Source organism: Streptomyces sp. NPDC107528, assembly GCF_055639295.1.
Genome location: NZ_JBVKAV010000001.1, coordinates 630,281 through 651,670, shown reverse-complemented (window position 1 = coordinate 651,670; position 21,390 = coordinate 630,281). Strand labels below are relative to the sequence as shown.

At 71.3% G+C, this 21,390-nt stretch carries 15 protein-coding genes; 6 read left to right on the top strand and 9 right to left on the bottom strand.

Annotated elements, in window-relative coordinates; all coding sequences use genetic code 11:
* Positions 1-44 precede the first annotated feature (44 nt).
* The 4 genes from ACZ7L5_RS03170 to ACZ7L5_RS03155 form a co-directional block, all read right to left on the bottom strand.
* A complete protein-coding gene (locus ACZ7L5_RS03170) occupies positions 45-1,502 on the bottom strand; it encodes an NCS2 family permease (protein WP_328878357.1) in 1,458 nt (485 codons plus the stop codon).
* A 303-nt stretch (positions 1,503-1,805) separates the two neighbouring features.
* A complete protein-coding gene (locus tag ACZ7L5_RS03165) occupies positions 1,806-4,196 on the bottom strand; it encodes a xanthine dehydrogenase family protein molybdopterin-binding subunit (protein ID WP_362387288.1) in 2,391 nt (796 codons plus the stop codon).
* Between the two features lie 4 nt (positions 4,197-4,200).
* Positions 4,201-4,785 (bottom strand): (2Fe-2S)-binding protein, encoded by a 585-nt coding sequence (locus ACZ7L5_RS03160; RefSeq protein WP_363042717.1) that lies wholly within the window; start codon positions 4,783-4,785, stop codon positions 4,201-4,203.
* Positions 4,785-5,678 carry an FAD binding domain-containing protein gene (locus ACZ7L5_RS03155; protein WP_328878360.1) on the bottom strand — a complete coding sequence of 298 codons (894 nt, stop codon included), beginning with the start codon at positions 5,676-5,678 and terminating at the stop codon, positions 4,785-4,787. The genes ACZ7L5_RS03160 and ACZ7L5_RS03155 overlap by 1 nt, the downstream gene beginning before the upstream one ends.
* A 374-nt stretch (positions 5,679-6,052) precedes the next feature.
* Here ACZ7L5_RS03155 and ACZ7L5_RS03150 point away from each other — a divergent pair, with 374 nt between their 5' ends.
* The 3 genes from ACZ7L5_RS03150 (at position 6,053) to ACZ7L5_RS03140 (ending at position 9,385) form a co-directional block, all read left to right on the top strand.
* A complete protein-coding gene (locus ACZ7L5_RS03150) occupies positions 6,053-7,729 on the top strand; it encodes a PucR family transcriptional regulator (protein ID WP_471513926.1) in 1,677 nt (558 codons plus the stop codon).
* A gap of 153 nt (positions 7,730-7,882) precedes the next feature.
* Positions 7,883-8,671: a hypothetical protein gene (locus ACZ7L5_RS03145; protein ID WP_471513925.1), complete on the top strand. Its 789-nt coding sequence runs from the start codon at positions 7,883-7,885 to the stop codon at positions 8,669-8,671.
* A 90-nt stretch (positions 8,672-8,761) separates the two neighbouring features.
* Positions 8,762-9,385, top strand: a complete 624-nt coding sequence (locus ACZ7L5_RS03140) for a histidine phosphatase family protein (protein ID WP_471513923.1) — start codon at positions 8,762-8,764, stop codon at positions 9,383-9,385.
* 69 nt (positions 9,386-9,454) lie between these two features.
* Here the strand turns inward: ACZ7L5_RS03140 and ACZ7L5_RS03135 are convergent, their stop codons facing one another.
* The gene (locus tag ACZ7L5_RS03135) at positions 9,455-10,330 is read right to left on the bottom strand and encodes a GntR family transcriptional regulator (RefSeq protein ID WP_471513921.1); all 876 of its coding nucleotides are present in this window, start codon (positions 10,328-10,330) and stop codon (positions 9,455-9,457) included.
* A gap of 156 nt (positions 10,331-10,486) precedes the next feature.
* On the opposite strand from ACZ7L5_RS03135, the gene ACZ7L5_RS03130 reads away from it, so the two are divergent.
* Positions 10,487-11,338, top strand: a complete 852-nt coding sequence (locus ACZ7L5_RS03130) for a (2Fe-2S)-binding protein (RefSeq protein WP_471513919.1) — start codon at positions 10,487-10,489, stop codon at positions 11,336-11,338.
* 305 nt (positions 11,339-11,643) lie between these two features.
* The gene (locus ACZ7L5_RS03125) at positions 11,644-12,681 is read left to right on the top strand and encodes a DUF2637 domain-containing protein (protein WP_471513917.1); all 1,038 of its coding nucleotides are present in this window, start codon (positions 11,644-11,646) and stop codon (positions 12,679-12,681) included.
* Positions 12,682-12,782: 101 nt separating this feature from the next.
* Here ACZ7L5_RS03125 and ACZ7L5_RS03120 read toward each other — a convergent pair whose 3' ends face one another.
* Both ACZ7L5_RS03120 and ACZ7L5_RS03115 read right to left on the bottom strand, forming a co-directional pair.
* Entirely contained in the window at positions 12,783-13,265 is a 483-nt protein-coding gene (locus ACZ7L5_RS03120; RefSeq protein WP_471513915.1) for an ATP-binding protein, read from the bottom strand.
* A gap of 590 nt (positions 13,266-13,855) precedes the next feature.
* Positions 13,856-14,470: a hypothetical protein gene (locus ACZ7L5_RS03115; protein ID WP_471513913.1), complete on the bottom strand. Its 615-nt coding sequence runs from the start codon at positions 14,468-14,470 to the stop codon at positions 13,856-13,858.
* A 237-nt stretch (positions 14,471-14,707) separates the two neighbouring features.
* On the opposite strand from ACZ7L5_RS03115, the gene ACZ7L5_RS03110 reads away from it, so the two are divergent.
* Positions 14,708-16,021, top strand: coding sequence for a helix-turn-helix domain-containing protein (locus ACZ7L5_RS03110; protein WP_471513911.1), 1,314 nt, complete (start codon positions 14,708-14,710; stop codon positions 16,019-16,021).
* 12 nt (positions 16,022-16,033) lie between these two features.
* On the opposite strand, the gene ACZ7L5_RS03105 is transcribed toward ACZ7L5_RS03110, so the two are convergent.
* Positions 16,034-17,338 (bottom strand): protein phosphatase 2C domain-containing protein, encoded by a 1,305-nt coding sequence (locus ACZ7L5_RS03105; protein WP_471513909.1) that lies wholly within the window; start codon positions 17,336-17,338, stop codon positions 16,034-16,036.
* Positions 17,339-17,560: 222 nt separating this feature from the next.
* Positions 17,561-21,280, bottom strand: coding sequence for a S8 family serine peptidase (locus ACZ7L5_RS03100; protein ID WP_471513907.1), 3,720 nt, complete (start codon positions 21,278-21,280; stop codon positions 17,561-17,563).
* Between the last annotated feature and the right edge of the window lie 110 nt (positions 21,281-21,390).

Genomic DNA, 21,390 nt, shown 5'->3' with positions numbered 1-21,390 from the left:
ACAGCGGTTGTGCGGAGGGCGGTTCACACTGACCGGCGCACCGGCTAGTGCACGCCCATCCAGCTCTCAATGGGATTGAGGGCGAAAAAGACGATGAAGATGCCTGTCAGGGCCCACATGAACGCCCCGATCTCCCGCGCCTTGCCCTGAGCGATCTTGATGGCGACGTACGAGATGACGCCGGCCGCGACACCGGCCGTGATCGAGTAGGTGAACGGCATGATCACGACGGTGAGGAACACCGGGATCGCGGTGGCCCGGTCGGACCAGTCCACGTGCCGTGCGTTCATCATCATCATGGCGCCGATGACCACCAGGGCCGCCGCCGCGACCTCGCCCGGCACGATGGCGGTGAGCGGGGTGAAGAACAGGCAGGCCGCGAAGAACAGGCCGGTGACGACCGAGGACAGACCCGTACGGGCACCCTCGCCCACGCCGGTCGCCGACTCGACGAACACGGTCTGGCCCGACGCCCCCGAGACGCCGCCGATCGCGCCGCCGGCGCCGTCGATGAACAGTGCCTTGGACAGGCCCGGCATCCGGCCCTTGTCGTCGGCGAGCTTGGCCTCGGTACCGACGCCGATGATCGTCGCCATCGCGTCGAAGAACCCGGCGAGCACGAGCGTGAACACGATCATGCCGACGGTCATCGCGCCGACCTCGCCCCAGCCGCCGAACTCGACGTTGCCGAAGATGGAGAAGTCCGGCATGGACACCGCGGTGCCGTGCAGTTCGGGGGCACCGCTGGCCCACTGCTTGGGGTTGATGACGTCGAAGGCGTTGAGAATGACGGCGAGCACGGTGCCGCCGACGATGCCGATCAGGATGGCGCCGGGGATGCCGCGCGCCTGGAGCATGAAGATGGCGAGCAGCGTGACCGCGAAGAGCAGCACGGGCCAGCCGGCCAGTTCGCCGGCGGGGCCGAGGGTGACCGGGGTCGCCTCGCCCTGGTGCACGAAGCCGGCCTTGTAGAAGCCGATCAGGGCGACGAACAGTCCGATGCCCATGGTGATCGCGTGCTTCAGCGCGAGCGGAATCGCGTTCATGATCATCTCGCGCAGGCCGGTGACGACCAGCAACATGATGACCACGCCGTACATCACGCACATGCCCATGGCCTGCGGCCAGGTCATCTGCGGGGCGACCTGCGAGGCGAGCACTCCGGAGACGGAGAGGCCGGCGGCGAGGGCGAGCGGCACCTTGCCGAAGAAGCCCATCAGCAGCGTGGTGAAGGCCGCCGCGAACGCGGTCGCGGTGATCAGCGCCTTCTGCGCGAGCATGTCACCCGCCGCGTCCTTGCCGGACAGGATCAGCGGGTTGAGCAGGAGGATGTACGCCATCGCCATGAAGGTCGTGACGCCGCCGCGCACCTCGCGCGCGACCGTGGATCCCCGGTGGGATATGTGGAAGTACCGGTCGAGCCAGGACCGTCCAGCCGGGACGCGGGTGCCTTCTCCCGCGTCGTCGGCTGTGGTCGCCGGCTCCAGTGACTGCTGGGTCATGTGGGCCTACTCCCAAGGTTCAAAGGGGCACCCGCCTCGACCGCCCTGACGGTCGACCAACCACGCATGTGGCTGCGGGATTTGGGAAGGTGCTTCGGCCGCACGACCCGGGGGACGGCCCGAGACGAACGAACTGGATCTAGCTGTGGTGCTGGTACTTGCTGTGGCGCTGGTACTGCTGGGGTGTCAAGTTCCGCGAGCGGTGCGGTACTTGGTTCCTCCGGGCGGCGCGGCGAAGTGTGACGTTCCCGGCGCCGCCCGGAGAGCCTTGCTGGATTCCTTGCGGATTCCTCGCTGATGTCCTTACGCCGGGCCGGTACCGGTGAGGTGTTCCGGCCGTACCGGCGTGCGGTTCAGCTCCAGCCCCGTCGCGTTCCGGATCGCCGCGAGGACGGCCGGGGTGGACGACAGGGTGGGGGCCTCGCCGATGCCCCGCAGCCCGTACGGGGCGTGGTCGTCGGCGAGTTCGAGCACGTCGACCGGGATGGTCGGCGTGTCGAGGATCGTGGGGATGAGGTAGTCCGTGAAGGAGGGGTTCCTGACCTTCGCCGTCTTGGGGTCGACGATGATCTCCTCCATGACCGCCACGCCGAGACCCTGGGTCGTACCGCCCTGGATCTGGCCGATGACGGACAGCGGGTTGAGCGCCTTGCCGACGTCCTGCGCACAGGCCAGCTCGATGACCTTCACCAGGCCGAGCTCGGTGTCCACCTCGACGACCGCGCGGTGCGCCGCGAAGGAGTACTGGACATGGCCGTTGCCCTGGCCGGTGCGCAGGTCGAAGGCCTCGGTCGGACGGTGCCGCCACTCGGCCTCGACCTCGACGGCCTCGCCCTCCAGGACGTCCACCAGGTCGCCGAGGACCTCGCCGCCGTCGGTGACGACCTTGCCGCCCTCGAGCAGCAGCTCGGCGGTGGCCCAGGCGGGGTGGTAGGAGCCGAACTTGCGGCGCCCGATCTCCAGGACCTTCTCCCGGACCAGCTCGCAGGAGTTCTTGACGGCGCCGCCGGTGACGTACGTCTGCCGGGAGGCCGAGGTCGAACCCGCGGAGCCCACCTGCGTGTCCGCCGGGTGGATCGTCACCTGGGTGACGCCCAGCTCGGTGCGGGCGATCTGCGCGTGGACGGTGACACCGCCCTGGCCGACCTCCGCCATGGCCGTGTGCACGGTGGCCACCGGCTCGCCGCCGACGACCTCCATGCGCACCTTGGCGGTGGAGTAGTCGTCGAAGCCCTCGGAGAAGCCGACGTTCTTGATGCCGACCGCGTAGCCGACACCGCGTACGACGCCTTCACCGTGCGTGGTGTTGGACAGACCGCCGGGCAGCTGCCGTACGTCCGCGCCCTCGCTGGACTCCCACTGGCGCTCCGGCGGCATGGGCATCGCCTTGACGCGGCGCAGGAGTTCGGCGACCGGCGCCGGGGAGTCGACCGGCTGCCCGGTCGGCATGATGGTCCCCTGCTCCATGGCGTTGAGCTGCCGGAACTTGATCGGGTCCATGCCCAGCTGCTTGGCCACCTTGTCCATCTGCGCCTCGTACGCGAAGCACGCCTGGACCGCGCCGAAGCCGCGCATGGCGCCGCACGGCGGGTTGTTGGTGTAGAGGGCGATGGCCTCGATGTCGACGTCCTCGACCACGTACGGGCCGATCGCCAGCGACGAGGCGTTGCCGACGACCGCCGGCGAGGCGGAGGCGTACGCGCCGCCGTCCAGCACGATCCGGCACTTGACGTGGGTGAGCTTGCCGTCCTTGGTGGCGCCGTGCTCGTAGTAGAGCTTGGCGGGGTGGCGGTGGACGTGCCCGAAGAAGGACTCGAACCGGTTGTAGACGATCTTGACCGGCTTGCCGGTGCGCATCGCCAGCAGGCACGCGTGGATCTGCATCGACAGGTCCTCGCGGCCACCGAAGGCGCCGCCGACGCCGGACAGCGTCATCCGGACCTTGCGCTCGGGCAGGCCGAGGACCGGGGCGATCTGCTTCAGGTCGCTGTGCAGCCACTGGGTGGCGATGTAGAGGTGGACGCCACCGTCCTCGTCCGGCACGGCGAGGCCGGACTCCGGGCCGAGGAAGGCCTGGTCCTGCATGCCGAAGGTGTACTCGCCCTTGACGACGACGTCCGCCTGCTCGGCCGCCGCCGCCGCGTCACCGCGGAAGATCGGCTGGCGGTGCACGATGTTCGGGTGCGGGACGTGACCGATGTGGTGGTCGTCGCGGCCCTCGTGGATGAGGATCGCGTCCGGGGCGGTCGCGGAGGCCTCGTCGGTGATGACGGGCAGCTCGCGGTAGTCGACCTTGATCTTGGCGGCGGCGCGGCGGGCCGTCTCCGGATGGTCGGCGGCGACGATCGCGACCGGCTCACCGTGGTGGCGTACCTTGCCGTGCGCGAGGACCGGGGTGTCCTGGATCTCCAGGCCGTAGTTCTTCACCTCGGTCGGCAGGTCGTCGTAGGTCATGACGGCGTAGACGCCCGCCATGGCCAGCGCCTCGCTGGTGTCGATGGACACGATCTCGGCGTGCGCGACGGTCGAGCGGAGGATCTGCCCCCAGAGCATGTCCTCGTGCCACATGTCGGACGAGTACGCGAACTCGCCGGTGACCTTGAGGGTGCCGTCGGGGCGCAGCGTCGACTCACCGATGCCGCCCTTGGTCTGCGAACCCTGGGTGATCTTGGTGGGAGCGCCGTTTGTGGGCATGTGCTCAGACCGCCTCTCCCTGCCGGGCGGCCGCGAGGCGGACCGCGTCCATGATCTTCTCGTAGCCCGTGCACCGGCACAGGTTGCCCGACAGCGCCTCGCGGATGTCCGCGTCGCTGGGGTTCGGGTTGTTCTCCAGCATCTCGTCGGCGGCGACCAGCAGGCCCGGCGTGCAGAAGCCGCACTGGACGGCACCGGCGTCGATGAACGCCTGCTGGACCGGGGAGAGCTCGGTGCCCTCACCGGTCTGCGAGTCCTGCCCCTTGGCCGCCCACTGCTGCGCGTCCTGGAGCGAAGTGCCGCAGGCACCTGTCGCGCAACCACCGTGCTCGGCACGCTGCTTGGCGAAGTCGGCGAGCCCCTCGACGGTCACGACCTCACGGCCCTCGACCTGACCGGCGGCGACCAGACACGAACACACCGGCACACCGTCCAGCCGGACGGTGCAGGATCCGCACTCGCCTTGCTCACAGGCGTTCTTGGAACCCGGCAGACCGAGCCGCTCGCGCAGCACGTACAGCAGGGACTCGCCCTCCCACACGTCGTCGGCTTCCTGCGGACGTCCATTGACAGTGAAGTTGACGCGCATCAGGCGACTCCCTCCGTGCGGGCGGCGGTGCCGCGGTACGACTCCCAGGTCCAGGTCAGCGTGCGACGGGCCATGACTCCGACCGCGTGGCGGCGGTAGCTCGCGGTGCCCCGGACGTCGTCGATCGGGTTGCAGGCGCCGGAGCACAGCTCCGCGAACTGCTTGGCGACCGACGGGGTGATGATCTTGCCGTTGTCCCAGAAGCCGCCCTCTTCGAGCGCCGCGTTCAGGAACTCCTCGGCGGCCTTGGCCCGTACGGGTGTCGGGGCGGCCGAGCCGATCCCGGTACGCACGGTCCGCGTCTCGGGGTGCAGCGCGAGCCCGAAGGCGCACACGGCGATGACCATGGCGTTGCGCGTGCCGACCTTGGAGTACTGCTGGGGCCCGTCGGCCTTCTTGATGTGTACGGCCCGAATCAGCTCGTCGGCGGCCAGCGCGTTGCGCTTCACCCCCGTGTAGAACTCGTCGATCGGGATCAGGCGGGTGCCGCGCTCGGCCGACTCGACCTCGACCTCGGCGCCTGCCGCGAGGAGGGCGGGGTGGGCGTCGCCGGCCGGGGAGGCGGTACCGAGGTTGCCGCCGACGCCGCCGCGGTTGCGGATCTGCGGGGAGGCGACCGTGTGCGAGGCGAGGGCGAGGCCGGGCAGCTCGGCGCGCAGGCTCTCCATGATCCCGGAGTACGGGACGGAGGCGCCGAGCCGCACGCTGTCCTCGCCGACCTCCCACTCGGTGAGGTCGCCGATGCGGTTCAGGTCGAGGAGGTACTCGGGCCGGCGGTGGTCGAAGTTGATCTCGACCATCACATCGGTGCCACCCGCAATCGGCACAGCGGTGGGGTGCTCGGCTTTCGCGGCGAGCGCCTCCTCCCAGCTGGCGGGGCGAAGGAAGTCCATGACCGGCTCTCTTCTACGTCTCGTGGGTCGTACGGTTTGAGCCAGATCAGGTGCGGCGGGCCCGGCTCGTTCATGTGCTGTTAACGCGCATTGACGTCAGTACACAGCGCTGTGCTCGGCCTGGGTCAGTCACGGAAACCATGAAGGAGTTGGCTGGCCAGGGCGGGCATCTTGTAGATTCGTATGAACGGAGGTCACCAGTAACCTCCACGCTTTCCTCTGGAAACACCGGACACAGCCCTGTGACCTGGGACACCGTCCGAAAGACGACGAGCACCGCCCCCGGCGCCGCTCATCGGCCCGTCGGCCGGGCCTCCTCACAGACCGATCAAGATCCATCATAGATTTCGAGACAAAGAACGGCGGCGACGAGAATGCGGCTGCGCGCACTGCTGGACACCGACGCGCTGGGCCTCAAGCTGCTCGGCGGCGAGGACGAGCTGGACCGCACCGTGCGCGGTGTGATGACCACCGACCTCAGGGACCCCAGCCGCTACCTCTCCGGCGGTGAGCTGGTGCTCACCGGACTGGCGTGGCGCCGCAACGCCGCGGACTCCGAGCCTTTCGTCCGCCTCCTGGCCCAGGCCGGCGTGGCGGCGCTGGGGGCCGGTGAGGCCGAGCTCGGCGACATCCCCGACGATCTGGTGCTGGCCTGTGCCCGCCACCGCCTGCCGCTCTTCGCGGTGCACGAGTCGGTGGCGTTCGCGACGATCACCGAGCATGTCGTACGGCAGGTCAGCGGCGAGCGGGCCGGGGACCTCGCGGCCGTGGTCGACCGGCACCGCCGGATGATGACCTCGGGCCCGGCGGGCGGCGGTCCTGACGTGGTCCTCGACCTCCTCGGCTCGGACCTGGACCTGCGGGCCTGGGTGCTGTCGCCGGCGGGCCGGCTCATCGCGGGCTCCAAGGCCGCGGGTCCGGCGCTGCCCGCCGACGTGTGCGCGAAGCTGGCGGCGGAGCATCTCTCGGCCGCCCGCACGGCCCGCCGCGGCCCCCACCGGCTGACCCTCGGCACCACGCTGTACTCCCTCTTCCCGATCCGCAGCAGCGGCCGCTCCGCGACGCGGGCCGCGCGGGACGTGCGCGAGACGGTGCTTTCGGACTGGCTGCTGGCCGTGGAGGCGGACGCGAGCGACTGGCCCGAGGAGCGGCTCGACCTGCTCCAGGGCGTCACCCAGCTGATCGCCGTGGAACGGGACCGCAGGGACGCGGCCCGCACGGTCCGCCGCCGCCTCGCGCAGGAGGTCCTCGAACTGGTCCAGACGGGCGCGGCGCCCGCCGAGATCGCCGCGCGTCTGCGGGTGGCGGCACCGGTGCTGCTCCCGGGCCTCGGGGCGGCCCCGCACTGGCAGGTCGTGGTGGCCCGCGTCGAATGGGAGGGCAGCGACATCGAGGCCGGCCCGACCGCCCAGTCCCTCCTGGAGGAGATCCTGGTCGACCCGCTGGCCACCGGCCCCGAGCCGTCCGACCGCATCGCCGTGGCCCATACGGGCGACGAGGCCATCGCCCTGGTCCCGCTGCCGGCGGTCTCCGCGGAGCACGACGGCTCGGAGGCGGGCATCCTCGCCGACGCACTCCTGGACTCGGTCCGCGACCCGCTCTCCGCCGGCCTGGACGACGACGGCCGGGTCACCCTCGGCGTCAGCGCGGCCGTGCACTCGGCGGAGGGCCTGCGCGGCGCCCTGGAGGAGGCCCGCCACGCCCGCAGGGTGGCGGCGGCGCGCCCCGGGAGGGTCTGCGCGGCCGGCCACCAGGAGCTGGCGTCCCACGTCCTCCTGCTCCCGTTCGTCCCGGACGACGTACGCAAGGCCTTCACCGCCCGCCTCCTCGACCCCCTCCGCGACTACGACCGCCGCCACCGCGCGGAGCTGATCCCCACTCTCGAAGCCTTCCTCGACTGCGACGGCTCCTGGACCCGCTGCGCGACCCGTCTCCACCTGCACGTCAACACACTGCGCTACCGAGTGGGCAGGATCGAGCAGTTGACGGGTCGGGACCTCTCCCGCCTGGAGGACAAGCTGGATTTCTTCTTGGCATTGCGGATGAGTTGAGCCCAACCCGGCCCTCCGCCGGATGGCACCAAGTGCCGCCGCTGTCCCACGACTTTGTGAAATCCTTCACCCACCCTCTTGGCCGGGCGCGCGGATTCGTGCTGAGATGCCGCCACCACTCAACAGCTCAATGGTGTGCTCGGGGAGGGCGAGGTGGCGTATACCGCCATGTCTGGTAACGGAACGACCGCCGGTGACGATCCACTCCAGACCGCGGTATGGCGGCTGCGCTCACGCGCTTGCTGGGCGGATGCGGCGGCGCTGCTACAGCCGGTGACCGCGCAGGCCTCGCTCCAGCGGGCGGCGCTGCTGGTGGAGCGGTGTCTCTACACCGAGCAGGGCTGGGAGGAGGCCGAGGACGCACTCCGCACGGCCGAGGCGCTCGCTCACAGTGACGACGAGCGGGGCGCTGCCGCTTGTGAACGCGGGCAACTTGCCTACGCGGCGACGCTGCACTCAGTGCGCGACCGGGCCGACGAGGCGCGGGCCGCGTTGGGGCGGGCGGCGGCGCTGATCCCTCCGGGGGTGGCGGGGAGGGCGTTGCTGGACTTCCGCCGCGGCCTCCTGGCGGAGAACCTCGCACGCTCGCCGCAGGCGGCCCGGGCCGCCTACCGTCGGGCGCATGCGGGCGCGACGGCCCACGCCGACCCGCTCCTCCTCTCCTTCACCTGGCGCCACCTTGCCGGACTCGCGCTGCGCGAGGGGGAGTTGGCGGAGGCACGGCACGGGTTCGCCGAATCCCTCCGCATCCGCGAGGAGCTGGGCTATCTGGTGGGTACGGCTCCCGCGCTGGCGTCCCTGGCCGACACGGAGACCGAGCCGGAGGCCACGCGGCTGCGCGAGGAGGCGCGACGTCTCTTCCGCCTCCTGGGCGGCGTGCCCACCTGGCTGGCCGCCCACCTGTCCCCGACACCCCCGGCAACGGGCGCCGCCACGGCGTGACCCACCCCGGTTTCGGACGATGGAGGGAACCGGCACACAGCAGGACTGCGTCCGTTGATGACAAGATCGCCAGCGGACAGGGAATATGAGATGACTGCCACGGCCACCCGGTACCTCTACCTCGTCCGGCACGGCGAGGCATCGCCTGACGAGAGCGGACTGACGGAGGCCGGTCGGCAGCAAGCCACACTGCTCGGCCAACGCCTCCGTGACGTCCCCTTCTCAGATGTTCACCACGGCCCACTGCCGAGGGCTGAGCAGACCGCACGCCTGATCGGCGACCAGCTCAGGAACGTCCCTCTGCATGTCTCGGACGTCGCCGGTGACTACGTGCCTTACCTCCCGAAGAAGGACGAGCTTCCGGCCGAATCAGCGGACTACTACCTCGGCTTCCTCGCCGACGCCACCGATGAGGAGCGGGAGAACGGACCTGCGCTGGCCCGCCAGGCGCTGGATGCGTACACCGGACCGGTGCGGGGCGACAAGGACCGGCACGAACTGGTCGTCACCCACAACTTCCTCGTAGCCTGGCTCGTCCGCGACGCCATGCACGCACCGAAGTGGCGTTGGCTCGGCCTCAACCACTGCAACGCGGCACTCACGGTCATCCGCTACGCACCGGGTCGCCCCGCCTCGGTCCTCACCCTCAACGACATGCGGCATCTACCTGCCGAGCTGCGCTGGACGGGCTTCCCTCCCGAGCTTCACATTTGAGGGCCCGTCGGGCGATGCCGGAGTGCAGTGATCACTGATGCGCAACCGGCAGGCCGCCGCAGGCATCCCTCAGCGCGCCCCGGCGAAGTGCTCCCCCACCAACGCCCGCACCACATCCACGTCCCCGGCGATCAACGCATCCAGCAGAGCCGTGTGTTCCGCGGCGTCGGCGACGAGGTCGGCGTGGCCGCGGGTGGACGGGCGAGCGGGGCTCACCAGGGGCCACTGGGCGCGGCGGTGGAGGTCGTCGGCGATCTGGACGAGTTGTTCGTTGCCGCAGAGGGACAGCACAGCGCGATGGAAGGTCCGGTCCGTCTCCGCGTAGGTCGCCCGGCACCCGGCCGACGCCGCACGAACGGTCGCCTCCGCCAGCGGCCGCAGTTCCGCCCAGCGTTCAGGGGCGACGGTCCGAGCGAGCCGGAGCATCACCGGGACCTCGATCAGCGCACGCACCTCGACCAGCTCCGCCAGCTCCCGGGCACCACGCTCGACCACCCGGAACCCCCGGTTCGGGACGACCTCGACGGCCCCCTCCAGCGCGAGTTGCTGCATGGCCTCACGCACCGGCGTCGCGGAGACGCCGAAGCGTTCGCCGAGCGCCGGGGCCGAGTAGACCGCGCCGGGCGTCAGCTCACCGGTGACGAGCGCGGTGCGCAGGGCGTCGAGGATCTGCCCCCGCACCGAGGCCCGCTGGACAACCGCCCGCGGCCGCGGAATAGGGGTCTCGCTGTGGGTGTGCTCGCCCCGAGCCGTCGGCGCGGAGGCCGACGCCGAGCCACCCCGACCCGCATCCACACCCGGGGCACCCCCCGGGGCTCGCCCCTGCGACGGCACCCGAGCCGTACCCGAACCCGTCCTCGTACTCTCCGCACCCGCCCGGGCCTCCAAGCCCTGCGACAGCGACGGAATCCCCGTCCCCGCGGAGCCCTGCGTGCCCTGCTTCACGGGTCCTCCTCGGGGACGTATCGGCACTTGGGGTCATTACGGCGGCTTGTTACTCACCCGTCAAGCACCTTAGGCGCAGAACGCGACAGTTCAAACCGCAGCGATCTTGGGTAAGGTAAGCCTAACCTTCACCACCTCACGGATCGGCGGCCCGGAATGCCTGTGCCCCCCTCAGCCCTCGCGGACGCCTACACCCGTCTCGCCGAGGTCTTCCCGGGGCTGGCCATCACCCAGCCGGCCACCGACGCACAGCTCCCCCGGCACGGCGGCTGGGTCACCGCAGCCGCGCTCGCAGAGGGCGGCACCGACCTGGACACCTTCCTGGCCTGGGACGACGCACAGGTACAACGCGACTACGGACAGTCCGCACGCGCAGACGTCGTCGCCAGCTTCGGCCTGCACCGCTACGCCTGGCCCGTCTGCCTGCTGATCACCGTCCCCTGGTTCCTGCTCCGCCGCGTCCCCCGCTTCCCCGTGACGCATGTCTCGTACGACCGCACGGCCCCCGACCTCCCGATAGGCGCCCTCGCCGCCCGCCCCGCCACCTTCGCCTGCCTCCCCGGCGACCCGGCCGCCACCCTGCCCGGCGCGCGGGTCGTGCCCGACGAGGAGGCGCTGCGCGCCGAGGTGCGCACGGCGATAGCCGAGCACCTCGAACCCGTCCTCACCGGCTTCGGCCCCCGCATGCGGCGCCGCGGACGCGCACTGTGGGGCATGGCGACCGACGAGGTCGTCGAGAGCCTCTGGTACGTCGCCCATCTGCTCGGCGACGGCGAGCAGGACCGGGCGCGCCACGAGCTGGAGCTGCTGCTGCCGGGCGCGACGAAGCCGTACGTCGGGTCGGCGGCCTTCCGTGAACTGACCGGTCCGAACGGCGAGTCACTGCCCACGCGGGACCGGGCGAGCTGCTGCATGTTCTACACACTGCGCCCCGAGGACACGTGCGCCACCTGCCCCCGCACCTGCGACGCGGATCGGGTCACCAAGCTTCTGTCCGCGGCCAGTTGAGGCACCCTCAGACTCGCGCGTCAGCCTTCGTGCCGTAAGATCACCCGCGAGCAGGACACCCATTACGGTTACAGGCGTTTCACAAATTCCTCACTTCGCGCAGGAACTTTCCGTGGAACCACCCGCACGGGTAGTGTTGTTCGAACTCAACTCCTGCCCCTCAAGCGGCAGTTCGAGCAGAATGCCGCCCCGGGCATCCCCTTGCACTTCCTTGGCGGCCTCTTGCCCCGAAACCCCCTGAGGGCCAGTGGGATTGGGCCACTATGGCGGGCGTTACGCCCTATCCCAATGCAAGGGACCCCCAGATGAGATTGACCGACATATCGCTGAACTGGCTGCTTCCGGGCGCCGTCCTGCTCCTGGGCCTGCTGGCGGCGATAGCGGTGCTTCGGCGCGGGAAGACCCCGGGGAAGGACACGAGCGCGGACGACTCGTGGGAGCGCAGCGAGGAGCGCCGCAGGCGCAAGGAAGCCATATACGGCACCGCCTCGTATGTGCTGCTGTTCTGCTGTGCGGCCGTGGCCGCCGCGCTCTCCTTCCACGGCCTGGTCGGCTTCGGTGAGCAGAACCTCGGCCTGCACAACGGCTGGCAGTACCTGGTGCCGTTCGGCCTGGACGGCGCCGCGATGTTCTGCTCCGTGCTCGCGGTGCGCGAGGCCAGCCACGGTGACGCGGCCCTCGGCTCCCGGATACTCGTGTGGACGTTCGCGGCAGCCGCGGCCTGGTTCAACTGGGTGCACGCGCCCAGGGGCCTCGGCCACGACGGCGCCCCGCACTTCTTCGCCGGCATGTCCCTCTCCGCGGCGGTGCTCTTCGACCGGGCGCTCAAGCAGACCCGCCGGGCCGCCCTGCGCGAGCAGGGTCTGGTGCCCAGGCCGCTCCCGCAGATCCGGATCGTCCGCTGGATGCGGGCGCCCCGCGAGACCTACAAGGCCTGGTCGCTGATGCTCCTGGAGGGCGTGCGCAGTCTCGACGAGGCGGTCGACGAGGTCCGCGAGGACAAGCGGCAAAAGGATGCGGCCCGGCTGCGCCGGCGCGAGCAGGAGCGCATGGAGCGGGCCCAGCTGAAGGCCATCAGCCGGGGCCACCGCGGCTTCGTCGGCCGCGGCGGCCGGCAGGTCGAGACGCAGGCTCTGGAGCGTGCCTCCGCCCAGGTCTCCGCGGAGCCTGCCATAACCGCGCCGGAGCAACTGCCCGTACGCTCACGTCCGTCCCTTCAGCCCGTACGCACCGGTTCTGACCCGGTGACCGTCGACCTCACCACGGAGGACGACACAATGGCTTTGCCACGGCTCGACTCCCTGGAGCGCAAGCTCAAGGACCTCGAGCAGCAGTTCGGCTGAGCACTCCGCTCGTCAACGGCATCGACGGGAAGGGGCGCGACCCGGGACTCGGGTCGCGCCCCTTCCCGTCGTCGTACGACCTGCGACACCGGCGGCGCGCATCACGCGGCATCCGCGTCGAGTTCGAACCACACCGCCTTCCCCACCCCGTGCGTCCGCACGCCCCAGTCGTCCGCGAGGGACTGGACCAGCACCAGGCCTCTGCCGTTCGTACAGCTGTCGGCGTTCGGTACGCGCAGTCTGGGCCGGCGGGCCACGAAGTCCCTCACCTCCACCCTGAGTCCGTGCGGTCCGACGATCGCCGTCAGGACGGCGTCACGGTCGGTGTGGACGATTGCGTTGGTGACGAGCTCACTGGTGAGCAGTTCGGCTATGTCCGATCGTCCGGGCCTCCCCCAGTGCCGTAACAGCTCGCGCAGAGCCCTGCGTGCCTCAGGTACGGCCCTCAGGTCCGCCCGTCCGAGTCTGCGCCTGAGCTGAGGCGACTGCGTGTGTTCCCCGGCGCTCGCGGCCTTGTCCTCCACTGTCCGTGCCGAGGAGGCCCCGATGGTGATGGGACCGCCTCCTCGTGCCTGCCTTCTCATGACCCCCGCCCGCGTGCCGATGTCGGTTCCCCTCCTGCTCGAACACGTTCACGGGAACCATTCCCAGTCGGACCGGCGGCAGTCATGTCGAATCGTCAACGACCAGGTGTTCGGCCACGGTTACGGCAGGCCGTGCCGGTGGATGAAACCCGGAACGTCACCCACCGGCCGCCCGCAGGCCGTCCCGGGCGACGACCGAATCGAGTCGGCCACCGGCCATGGCCTCGGCCTGCGGGCCGCGGGTGTGATTCCGGCGAGGGGAGGCAGGGCGGTTCAAAGCGCCCGCGCGGAGGCGGCCGACCAGGGCAGTCCTGCACGGCATCGTGCCGATGTTCCCCGGGGCCCGCGGACCGCGGTGGATCGGCCCGTTCGACGACCCCGCTCTGCGGATCCGGCCGTACGCGACCCGGACGCCCGGCGGGTGCGAGGTGACATCACGGCGCCTTCGGGGCCGGTGTGCGCAGTCTGCGAATCTGGCCGGAATTCGCTACTGCAGCGGCTCCGCTGGTGCCGTGTGGTGGCGGGGCCGCCCGCCCGACCCCCGTCCGGGAGGGCGGCCCCGCTGGTGAGGTGGTCCTGTGCTGCGCCGGTCAGTAGAGCTTGTTGACCGCGGTGGTGGTCGTCTTCTTGAAGGCCTTCACCGGCGCGTCCGTGAAGTCGCCCATCTGCCCCCACTGCACGACGGTGACGGTGCCGCCGTCGCGGCCGACGGAGACGAGGTGGATGTCCATGGCCCCCCACGAGGCCCGCGTCGCGAAGCCGTGGACGCGGGCGCCCTCCTCGACCGGCAGGCTGCCGTAGCTCTTGTAGTCGCCCTCGATCTCCGGGTCGGCGTCCATGCGCGTGACGCAGCGCTTGACCTCCTTGTCGAGGCGGGTGGCCAGGGCCTTGGCCTTGGCGTTGTTCCCGACGACGACGTTGAGCTGCTCGGCACCGGTGTCGAGGTCGGTGCGGAAGGTGCGGTAGCGGGAGTCGTAGGCGAGCAGTGCCTCGCCGAAGCAGTACTGCATCTCCTCCGGCACCCCGTCGGCGACCGGGGCGGCGGTCCAGGCGGAGGAGGGGTGCGGCGGGAGTTCGGTCGCCGACAGGAACTTCGGCGCGGCCTTCGTCGCGGCGCCGGCGGGTGCGGCGGTGAATGCGGCGCCCGCGGCGAGGCCCGTGACGACGAGTGCGGCGAGCGTGCCGGTGCGAGTGCGCTTGGACATGAGTGTCCCCCCGTGAAATGGCATGAAAGCGTGAACGATCGGAAGTGAGCCGGCACCGACGGCGGATGGTCCGTCCGGCCCTGGTCGGTGCGACACCAAAAGCATCAGCCGTCACAGCGGGCGACCGCAAGCGCCGACACCCGATCCGCGACGGTGGAACCATCCCAGCCCTTCTGACGTGCAGGTATATGGAGTGCCTGGGATGCCGTCCCGGGACGGTGAGGACACGGGGGAACGGTGTCGGCAGCACAGGACGACGTCCAGGAGTTCGCGGCGTTGCTCAGCCGCCTGAAGGACCGCACCGACCGCAGCTACGGTCAGCTGGCCCGCCGCCTGAACATGAACACCTCTACGCTGCACCGCTACTGCGCCGGAGACGCGGTCCCGCTCGACTTCGCCCCCGTGGAGCGCTTCGCCGCGCTGTGCGAGGCGACGCCTCAGGAGCGGCTGGAGCTGCACCGGCTGTGGATCCTGGCGGTGGCGGCGCGGCAGCGGTCCCGTTCCGCGGCTTCCGCCGCGGCCGGCAGCACCCCCTCCGCGGCGGACGGCTCCCCCGCGGACACGGCCGAGGAGACGACGGGGCTTCCCGGCGGGGGCCCGGCACCGACCGACGCCCCTGCCCGCCACCCCTGGTACCGCCGCCGGCGCCTGCTGGTCGCGGCAGCCGTGGCGACGGCTCTGCTCGCCACGCTCGGCAGCCTCTCCGCCCTGCCCGACGACGACGGTCCCCGCGCGAGCGACTCCGTCCAGGGCTCCGATCCGAGCCGTACGACACCGACGGGCGCTCCCCGCCCGAAGTCGACGGCCTCGCCGAGCCCCTCGCAGACCACACCGTCACCGTCGGCCGGCGCCTCGAAGAAGTCCTCGCCGAAGTCCGCTCCGTCCGAGGACGGCCCCTCGAAGGAAGCCGGCCGGCAGCAGCCCCCGGCCGGAGTGCCGCTCACCTGGAGCGCCAACTCCCATGTCTGGCAGGCCGGCTGCGGCCACGACTACGTCGTCGCCAGGCCGCCCAGCCAGGTGGCGCCGCCTCCCGCGCCGCAGGACGCCGAGGCGTGGGCGGGCTCGCAGAACGCGGTGCACGGGGAGCAGACGATGATCGAGATCTCCGTGCAGGGCAAGACGTCCACGGCCGTCGTCCTGAAGGCCCTGAGAGTGCGCGTCGTCGGCCGCTCGGCGCCTGCCGGGGGCACCGTCTACACCATGGACCAGGGCTGCGGCGGAGCGCTGACGCCTCGCTACTTCGACGTCGACCTGGACAAGGACCGCCCCATCGCCCGCCCGGCAGACGGCAACGACACGGGCGTCACGATCCCGGCGATGCGCCTGCCGTACCGCGTGTCCGCCGAGGACCCGGAGGTGCTGCTGGTCGACGCGCGGACGAAGAACTGCGACTGCAACTGGTACCTGGAGCTGGACTGGTCGTCCCAGGGCCGCACCGGCACCGTCCGCATCGACGACCACGGCCGCCCCTTCCGCACTACGGGCATCAAGGGGCTGCCCACGTACGTGTACGACACCTCGGCCCGCTCGTGGGTGACGTACCGGCCGTAGCCGCAGGCGCCGTCAGGCCTCCCAGACGGCGGCCGCCGTACGGTCGTCGGCATACCCCTTGACCCGGACCTGGGTGTCGGCGAGGAATTCTGCGAGGCCGGGCGGTTCGGAAGCGGACCACCGTCCGGTGAGGTGGGCGGCGAGTTCGGGTTCGCCGCGCAGGGGGTCGGCGAGGCCACCGGTGCACATGAGGAGGGTGTCGCCGGGGCGGGCCACCGAGGCCCGGAAGCGGAAGGGTTCGCGGGGCGGTTCGGGGGCGGGGTCGTAGGGGCTGGGCGGTGTGGGGATGCCGAGGTCCATGGTGAGGCGGTCGCCTTCGGGGGTCTCGGCGGGGAGCGAGCCGAAGCCGACGACGGGGTCGCCGGTGAGGTCCGTGACGCGGGGCTCGATGTCCTGCCATTCGCCGCTCCGCAGGCGGAAGAGTCCGCCCGCGCCGACTCCGAAGAAGACCCGGGTCCGGCACTCGGGGTCGGCGGGGAGGAGGAGGCAGCGCAGGGTCGCCGCGTACTCCTCGGGTTCGATGCCCTGTTCGGCGGCGCTGGCGCGGAGTTTGCCGAGGCTGCGGTCGGTGAGGCGGTGCAGGCCCGACTTCAGGTTTCCGCGCCTGGCGGCCCTTATGTCGTCCGCGAGCCGCCCGTGACTGCGGCCGACGGCCCGGCCGATCCAGTGGCAGGCCTCGGCGGCGGCGCGGTGTGCGCCCGGGGTGGCTCGGGCGCCGGTGGCCATCGCCACCAGGATCAGGGCGTGTTCGCCGGTGCCGAAGCGGGCGGTGAGGAGGGAGTCGCGGCGGGGTTCGCCCCGGTAGCGGGCGGAGTCGCCGCGCAGGGACACGGCCCGCAGGGTGGAGGCGCCGTAGCGGGCGCCGTCGAGGACGGTGTCGGCGACCAGGTCGTCGAGGTCGTCAGGGTCGGCCGGCGGCAGGGCGGTGGGTTCGGGGGCGTAGGTGGGAGGGCCGTCGCCCACGTAGTCGAGGGTGGTCGGGGGGTGGGTGGGGATGTCCACCTGGGTCGCCGTGCGGGGCTCGTCGTCGGTCGGAGGCGCCGCCCGTCCCCGGGGTTCCTCCACGGTGAATCCCGGCGGTTTCGGCAGGCCCGCGGGGAAGGTCGACGGACCCGGAGCCGGACCCGCCACGGCATCCGTCCCGGCCCGCGGAGCCGGAACCGGGGCGCCGGTTCCTGACACTCCCGCCGCCGAGGCGAAGCGGTCGTCCAGTGTGTCGGGCGCCTTGGTCGGGCCCGTGTCGTCGGTGAAGTCACCGTACAGCTGCCCCCACCAGTCGTCCTCGTGACCGGTGGCCTTTCCCCCCTGCTGGCTCATGCCCCCAATTGTCCACCGCGCGGCCCGTATGAAAACGGGGCATCCGGAAAATGCGACCCGGTGAACCGCCTTGAAATGCCGTGGGCGAGTGAGGTGTCGAACAGTCGTGCGAGGCAAGTGACGGAACGGGACGTGAAACAGGTCGCCGGGCGGCCCCACCCCCCACGGGAGGACCGCCCGGCGACTGTCGGGTGACCCGGGCCCGGATCCCCTTCGCGCGCCTCAGCGCACGTCGTAGGCCCGGGTCACGATCTGGGTGACCGAAATGCCGTTCGTGTCGGTCAGGACGGTTTTGAGTGTGACCTGCTTGCCTGTCGCTCCGCTGTGGTTCACCTTCGCGGTCCAGCTCCCGTCGTCCTGCTGCGCCGTCCGTGCCTCGGTCCAGGTACCGCCTTCGTCGTAGGAGTAGGCGAGTTGGGCCTGTGTCAGCTCCCCCGGCCGGTAGCCCGCGTGGCCGGTCGCCGTGAGTGTGATCTCCTGTCCGTCCTCGGCGGGGAGCGTCTTCAGGCCGTCCTCCGGCAGCGCGTACCGCGGAAAGAGCATCGGTATGCCTTGCGAGTAGGCGTCCTCGTCCAGTGCCGAGCGGAAGGTCCAGGTCGTCGTCGTGTTCGTGGAGCGATTCCACGCCCCGGCCGGAGGACCGATCTTCGCCGTGTCCAGGGTGAGTTCGTAACTCGACTCGTCGGCCGGGACGGTGAACACCCCGAACGGGTAGGGACTTTCGCCGACCGTCTCGCCGCCCCGCTTGAGCGTCATGCTGCCGATGTCGCCGAAGCTCCCCTGAATGCCCTGGTGTTGGCCGTCGCCCCAGAAGGCGGGGGCCACGCCGATCAGGTTGCCCTGCCGTTCGGCGGCGAGGGCGGGCCGGCCGGCGGCGTCGAGCGGGGTGGCGGGGGCGAGGACACCGCCGTACCACTCCTCGGTCCGCCGCTCCCCCTTCCCGTACGTCCGCACGGGGTCGATCATGAACTCGCCCCACGGGAAGCTGCTGGACACCTCGTGTTCCCAGCCGGTCGTGCCCGGCGAGTAGTATTCGGTGCGGGTGAAGGGCGCGGGGACCGTCTCCAACCCGCCGAAGTAGCCACTCAGTCCGTTAGGGCGGGTCATGGCCGTCAGGTCGATGTGGTCGGTGGCGGCGGACGCCATCGAGTTGTACGTCGCCGTCGTCGCCGCCAGGTCCCGGTCCCGGACGCGGTAGGTGCGGTCGCCGCCGATCGGGCCCTCCTCCGGGAACGCGAGGTTGTAGACGTGCGGGCTCTTGGCGGTGGCCTGCCAGCGCAGGGTCACGTCCCCGGCGGCGAGCAACGCCTTCGCCTCGTCGGCGGGGACGGCGAGGACGGGCAGTGCGCCGCCGGTGAAGCCGGCCGAGGGATACCAGCGACCGGGGGCGTCACGGTGGACGAGGACCGCCACCGCACCGGCCTCCTTCGCGCGCCTCGCGACCTCGTAGGCGCTGCCGCCGTCCGGGATCCCGACGAGCGCGATCTTGCCGGCCGCCCCGGAAAGCTCCTCCTCCGTGCCGGACTTGGCGTCGAACAGTGGCACCCGGCCCGTGCCGTCGAGGTTGGCCGAGTTGAAGGACGCGGTCGTCGGATGCAGCGACCGGCCGCCCACGACGGCGAGTTCGGTGATCTGCGGAGCCGCCGCGCGCCAGAAGCTGTCGAACTCGAAGTCCCCGTCGGCCGCCCTGCCCGTGACGGAGGCGTAGTAGCCGCGCAGTTCGCGCCCGCCGGCCGCCGTGCCCGCGTGCAGCCAGGTGTCGTCCCAGCTGCGCGCGAAACCGAGTGTGGCGCTACGGAGTTCGGTCGGTTCGTCCGTTCTGATCTTCAGTCGGTGTGCCTTGCGGGCGTCGAGGACGACGGTCGTGTCGTCGCGGATCTCCAGCTGCGGACGGCCGAGGTAGGCGAGGGAGTCGAGGAGCGTGCCCTCGGTCTCGGGGGTCGTGATGAAGCTGGAGAGGAAGTAGGCGCCGGGGCGGATCCGGTACGTCTGGTCGGTCGCGCCCTCGTTGAAGCGGCGCTCGCCGGCCGCGTCGTCGGTGCCGATCAGGTCGACGGAGGAGGCGCCGTCGGCGGGCTTGCCGAGGCGGTCGATCAGTTTCACGCGCAGGGTGACGGTCTCCGGCTGGACGTAGAGCGCGAAGGGGGTCGAAACCGTGCTGCCGTCCTTGGCCGTGGCGAGGACGCGGCCCGTGATGTCGCCGTACTGGGCCCGCTCGATCGTCGCCGTCGGGTCGATCCGCAGCGGGACCTCGACCGTCCTGCCCGCCGGAACGGTGACCGAGCGGGCACCGAGCCGGGCGATCGACGAGCGGACGGTGGAGCCGTCGTTGCCGGTTACGGCGGGCATCGACAGCTTCAACTCCACAGCCGTGTCCGTGGTGTTGTTGTAGGGAACGGCGACCGTCGTACGGTCGCTCGCGTCCTGGGGCCAGTTGAAGGTGCCGGCCTGGAGCGCGGGTGCGCCCAGCACGTGCTGCCCGATCGCGGCGCGGACGTCGAGGCGTCCGCCACCTGTGGCGCGGGCGTCGCCGGGGATGTCCGTGTCGGCGGAGGAGACGAGCGCCGCCTTGATCTGCCGCGCGCTCCAGTCGGGGTGGCGTTGCCTGACGATGGCCGCCGCGCCCGCGACGTGCGGGGTCGCCATCGACGTACCGCTCATGGACTGGTAGGCGTACACGCCACGCCCGCCCGCCTGCGCGGCGGAGATGCCGACGCCCGGTGCGGCGATCTCCGGCTTGAGGGTGTGCGAGCCGTACACCGGGCCGCGGCTGGAGAAGGAGGCCGTGGAGTCGTCGCGGTCGACGGCGCCGACGGTGAGAACGCTCGGGGCGCAACCCGGGGACGAGACCGTGTTGTTGCCGGGGCCGGTGTTGCCCGCGGCGATGACGAACAGGGTGTTCTCGCTCGACCGGGCGAGTTCCTCGGTCGCCAGGGCCATCGGGTCGGTGCAGTCGGTGCGGGCCGGGTTGCCGAGGCTCATCGAGACGACGTCGGCGCCCTGGTCGACGGCCCACTGCATGCCGGCGATGATCCACGAGGTCTCGCCCTGGCCGTAGTCGTTGAGGACCTTGCCGTGAAGGAGGTCGGCAGCGGGCGCGACGCCCTTCTTCCTGCCGTCGCTCGCGGCGCCCGTGCCGCCGACGGTGGAGGTGGTGTGGGTGCCGTGGCCGTCGTGATCGTCGGCGTCCGGCGAGTCCGTGAAGTTCTTGGAAGCGGCGATACGGCCCTTGAGGTCGGGGTGTTCCGCATCGGCACCGGTGTCCAGGACGGCGACCTTGGTGCCCTTGCCGTCGTAGCCGGCGGCCCAGGCCTCGGGGGCGTGCACCTGACGGGTCGAACGGTCGAGGGTGGCCCGGACCTTGGCGTCGAGCCACAGCTTCTTCAGATCGCCGGCCGCGCGGGAGCGGGGGCTCGTGACGTCGGCCCAGAAGTCGGCGGCCTTCTTCTTGTCGGCCTCCAGCGCCACACCGTCGATCGGGTCGAGGACGAGACCGCGTTCGGCGCCGCGCGGGGCGGGCGGGACGGCTCGGGCGACGGAGCGGTCGTACGTGGCGATCAGCGGGAGCGTCTTGCGGTGGGCGTCGTCGTAGCCCTGGCGGATCAGGCCGGTGACGTTGAAGAGCTCCTCGTCGACGCGGTCGGCGGCGATCGCCTCGACGGCGCCTGCGGGGTAGACGTACAGGTCGTCGCCGGACCGGCGGGTCTGCGTGAAGGGCGTCGTGCCGTCCTCGCCCGGCAGGGCGACGGCACCGGCGCTGGTGACCAGGACGCGGTCGCCGGTGACGAGGGTGACGACGGAGCCTGAGCCGGCGCCGGGGGTGGCCCGTTCGCCGGTCAGCGGGCTCGGGCCGTCGGTCGCCGGGTGCGCGGGTACGGCGGTGGCCGCATGCGTGGGTACGGCCGTCGTCACGGCCAGGATCGCGGCGGTCGCCGCACCCATGGCCGTACGCGATATCGCTCTCCCCAAGATCGCCTCTTCCCTTGCTGCCGCCTGCCGACAGGCGCGAAGGCGCAGGCCAGGAAGACCCAAGTCGGGCAAAGCGGGCGGTG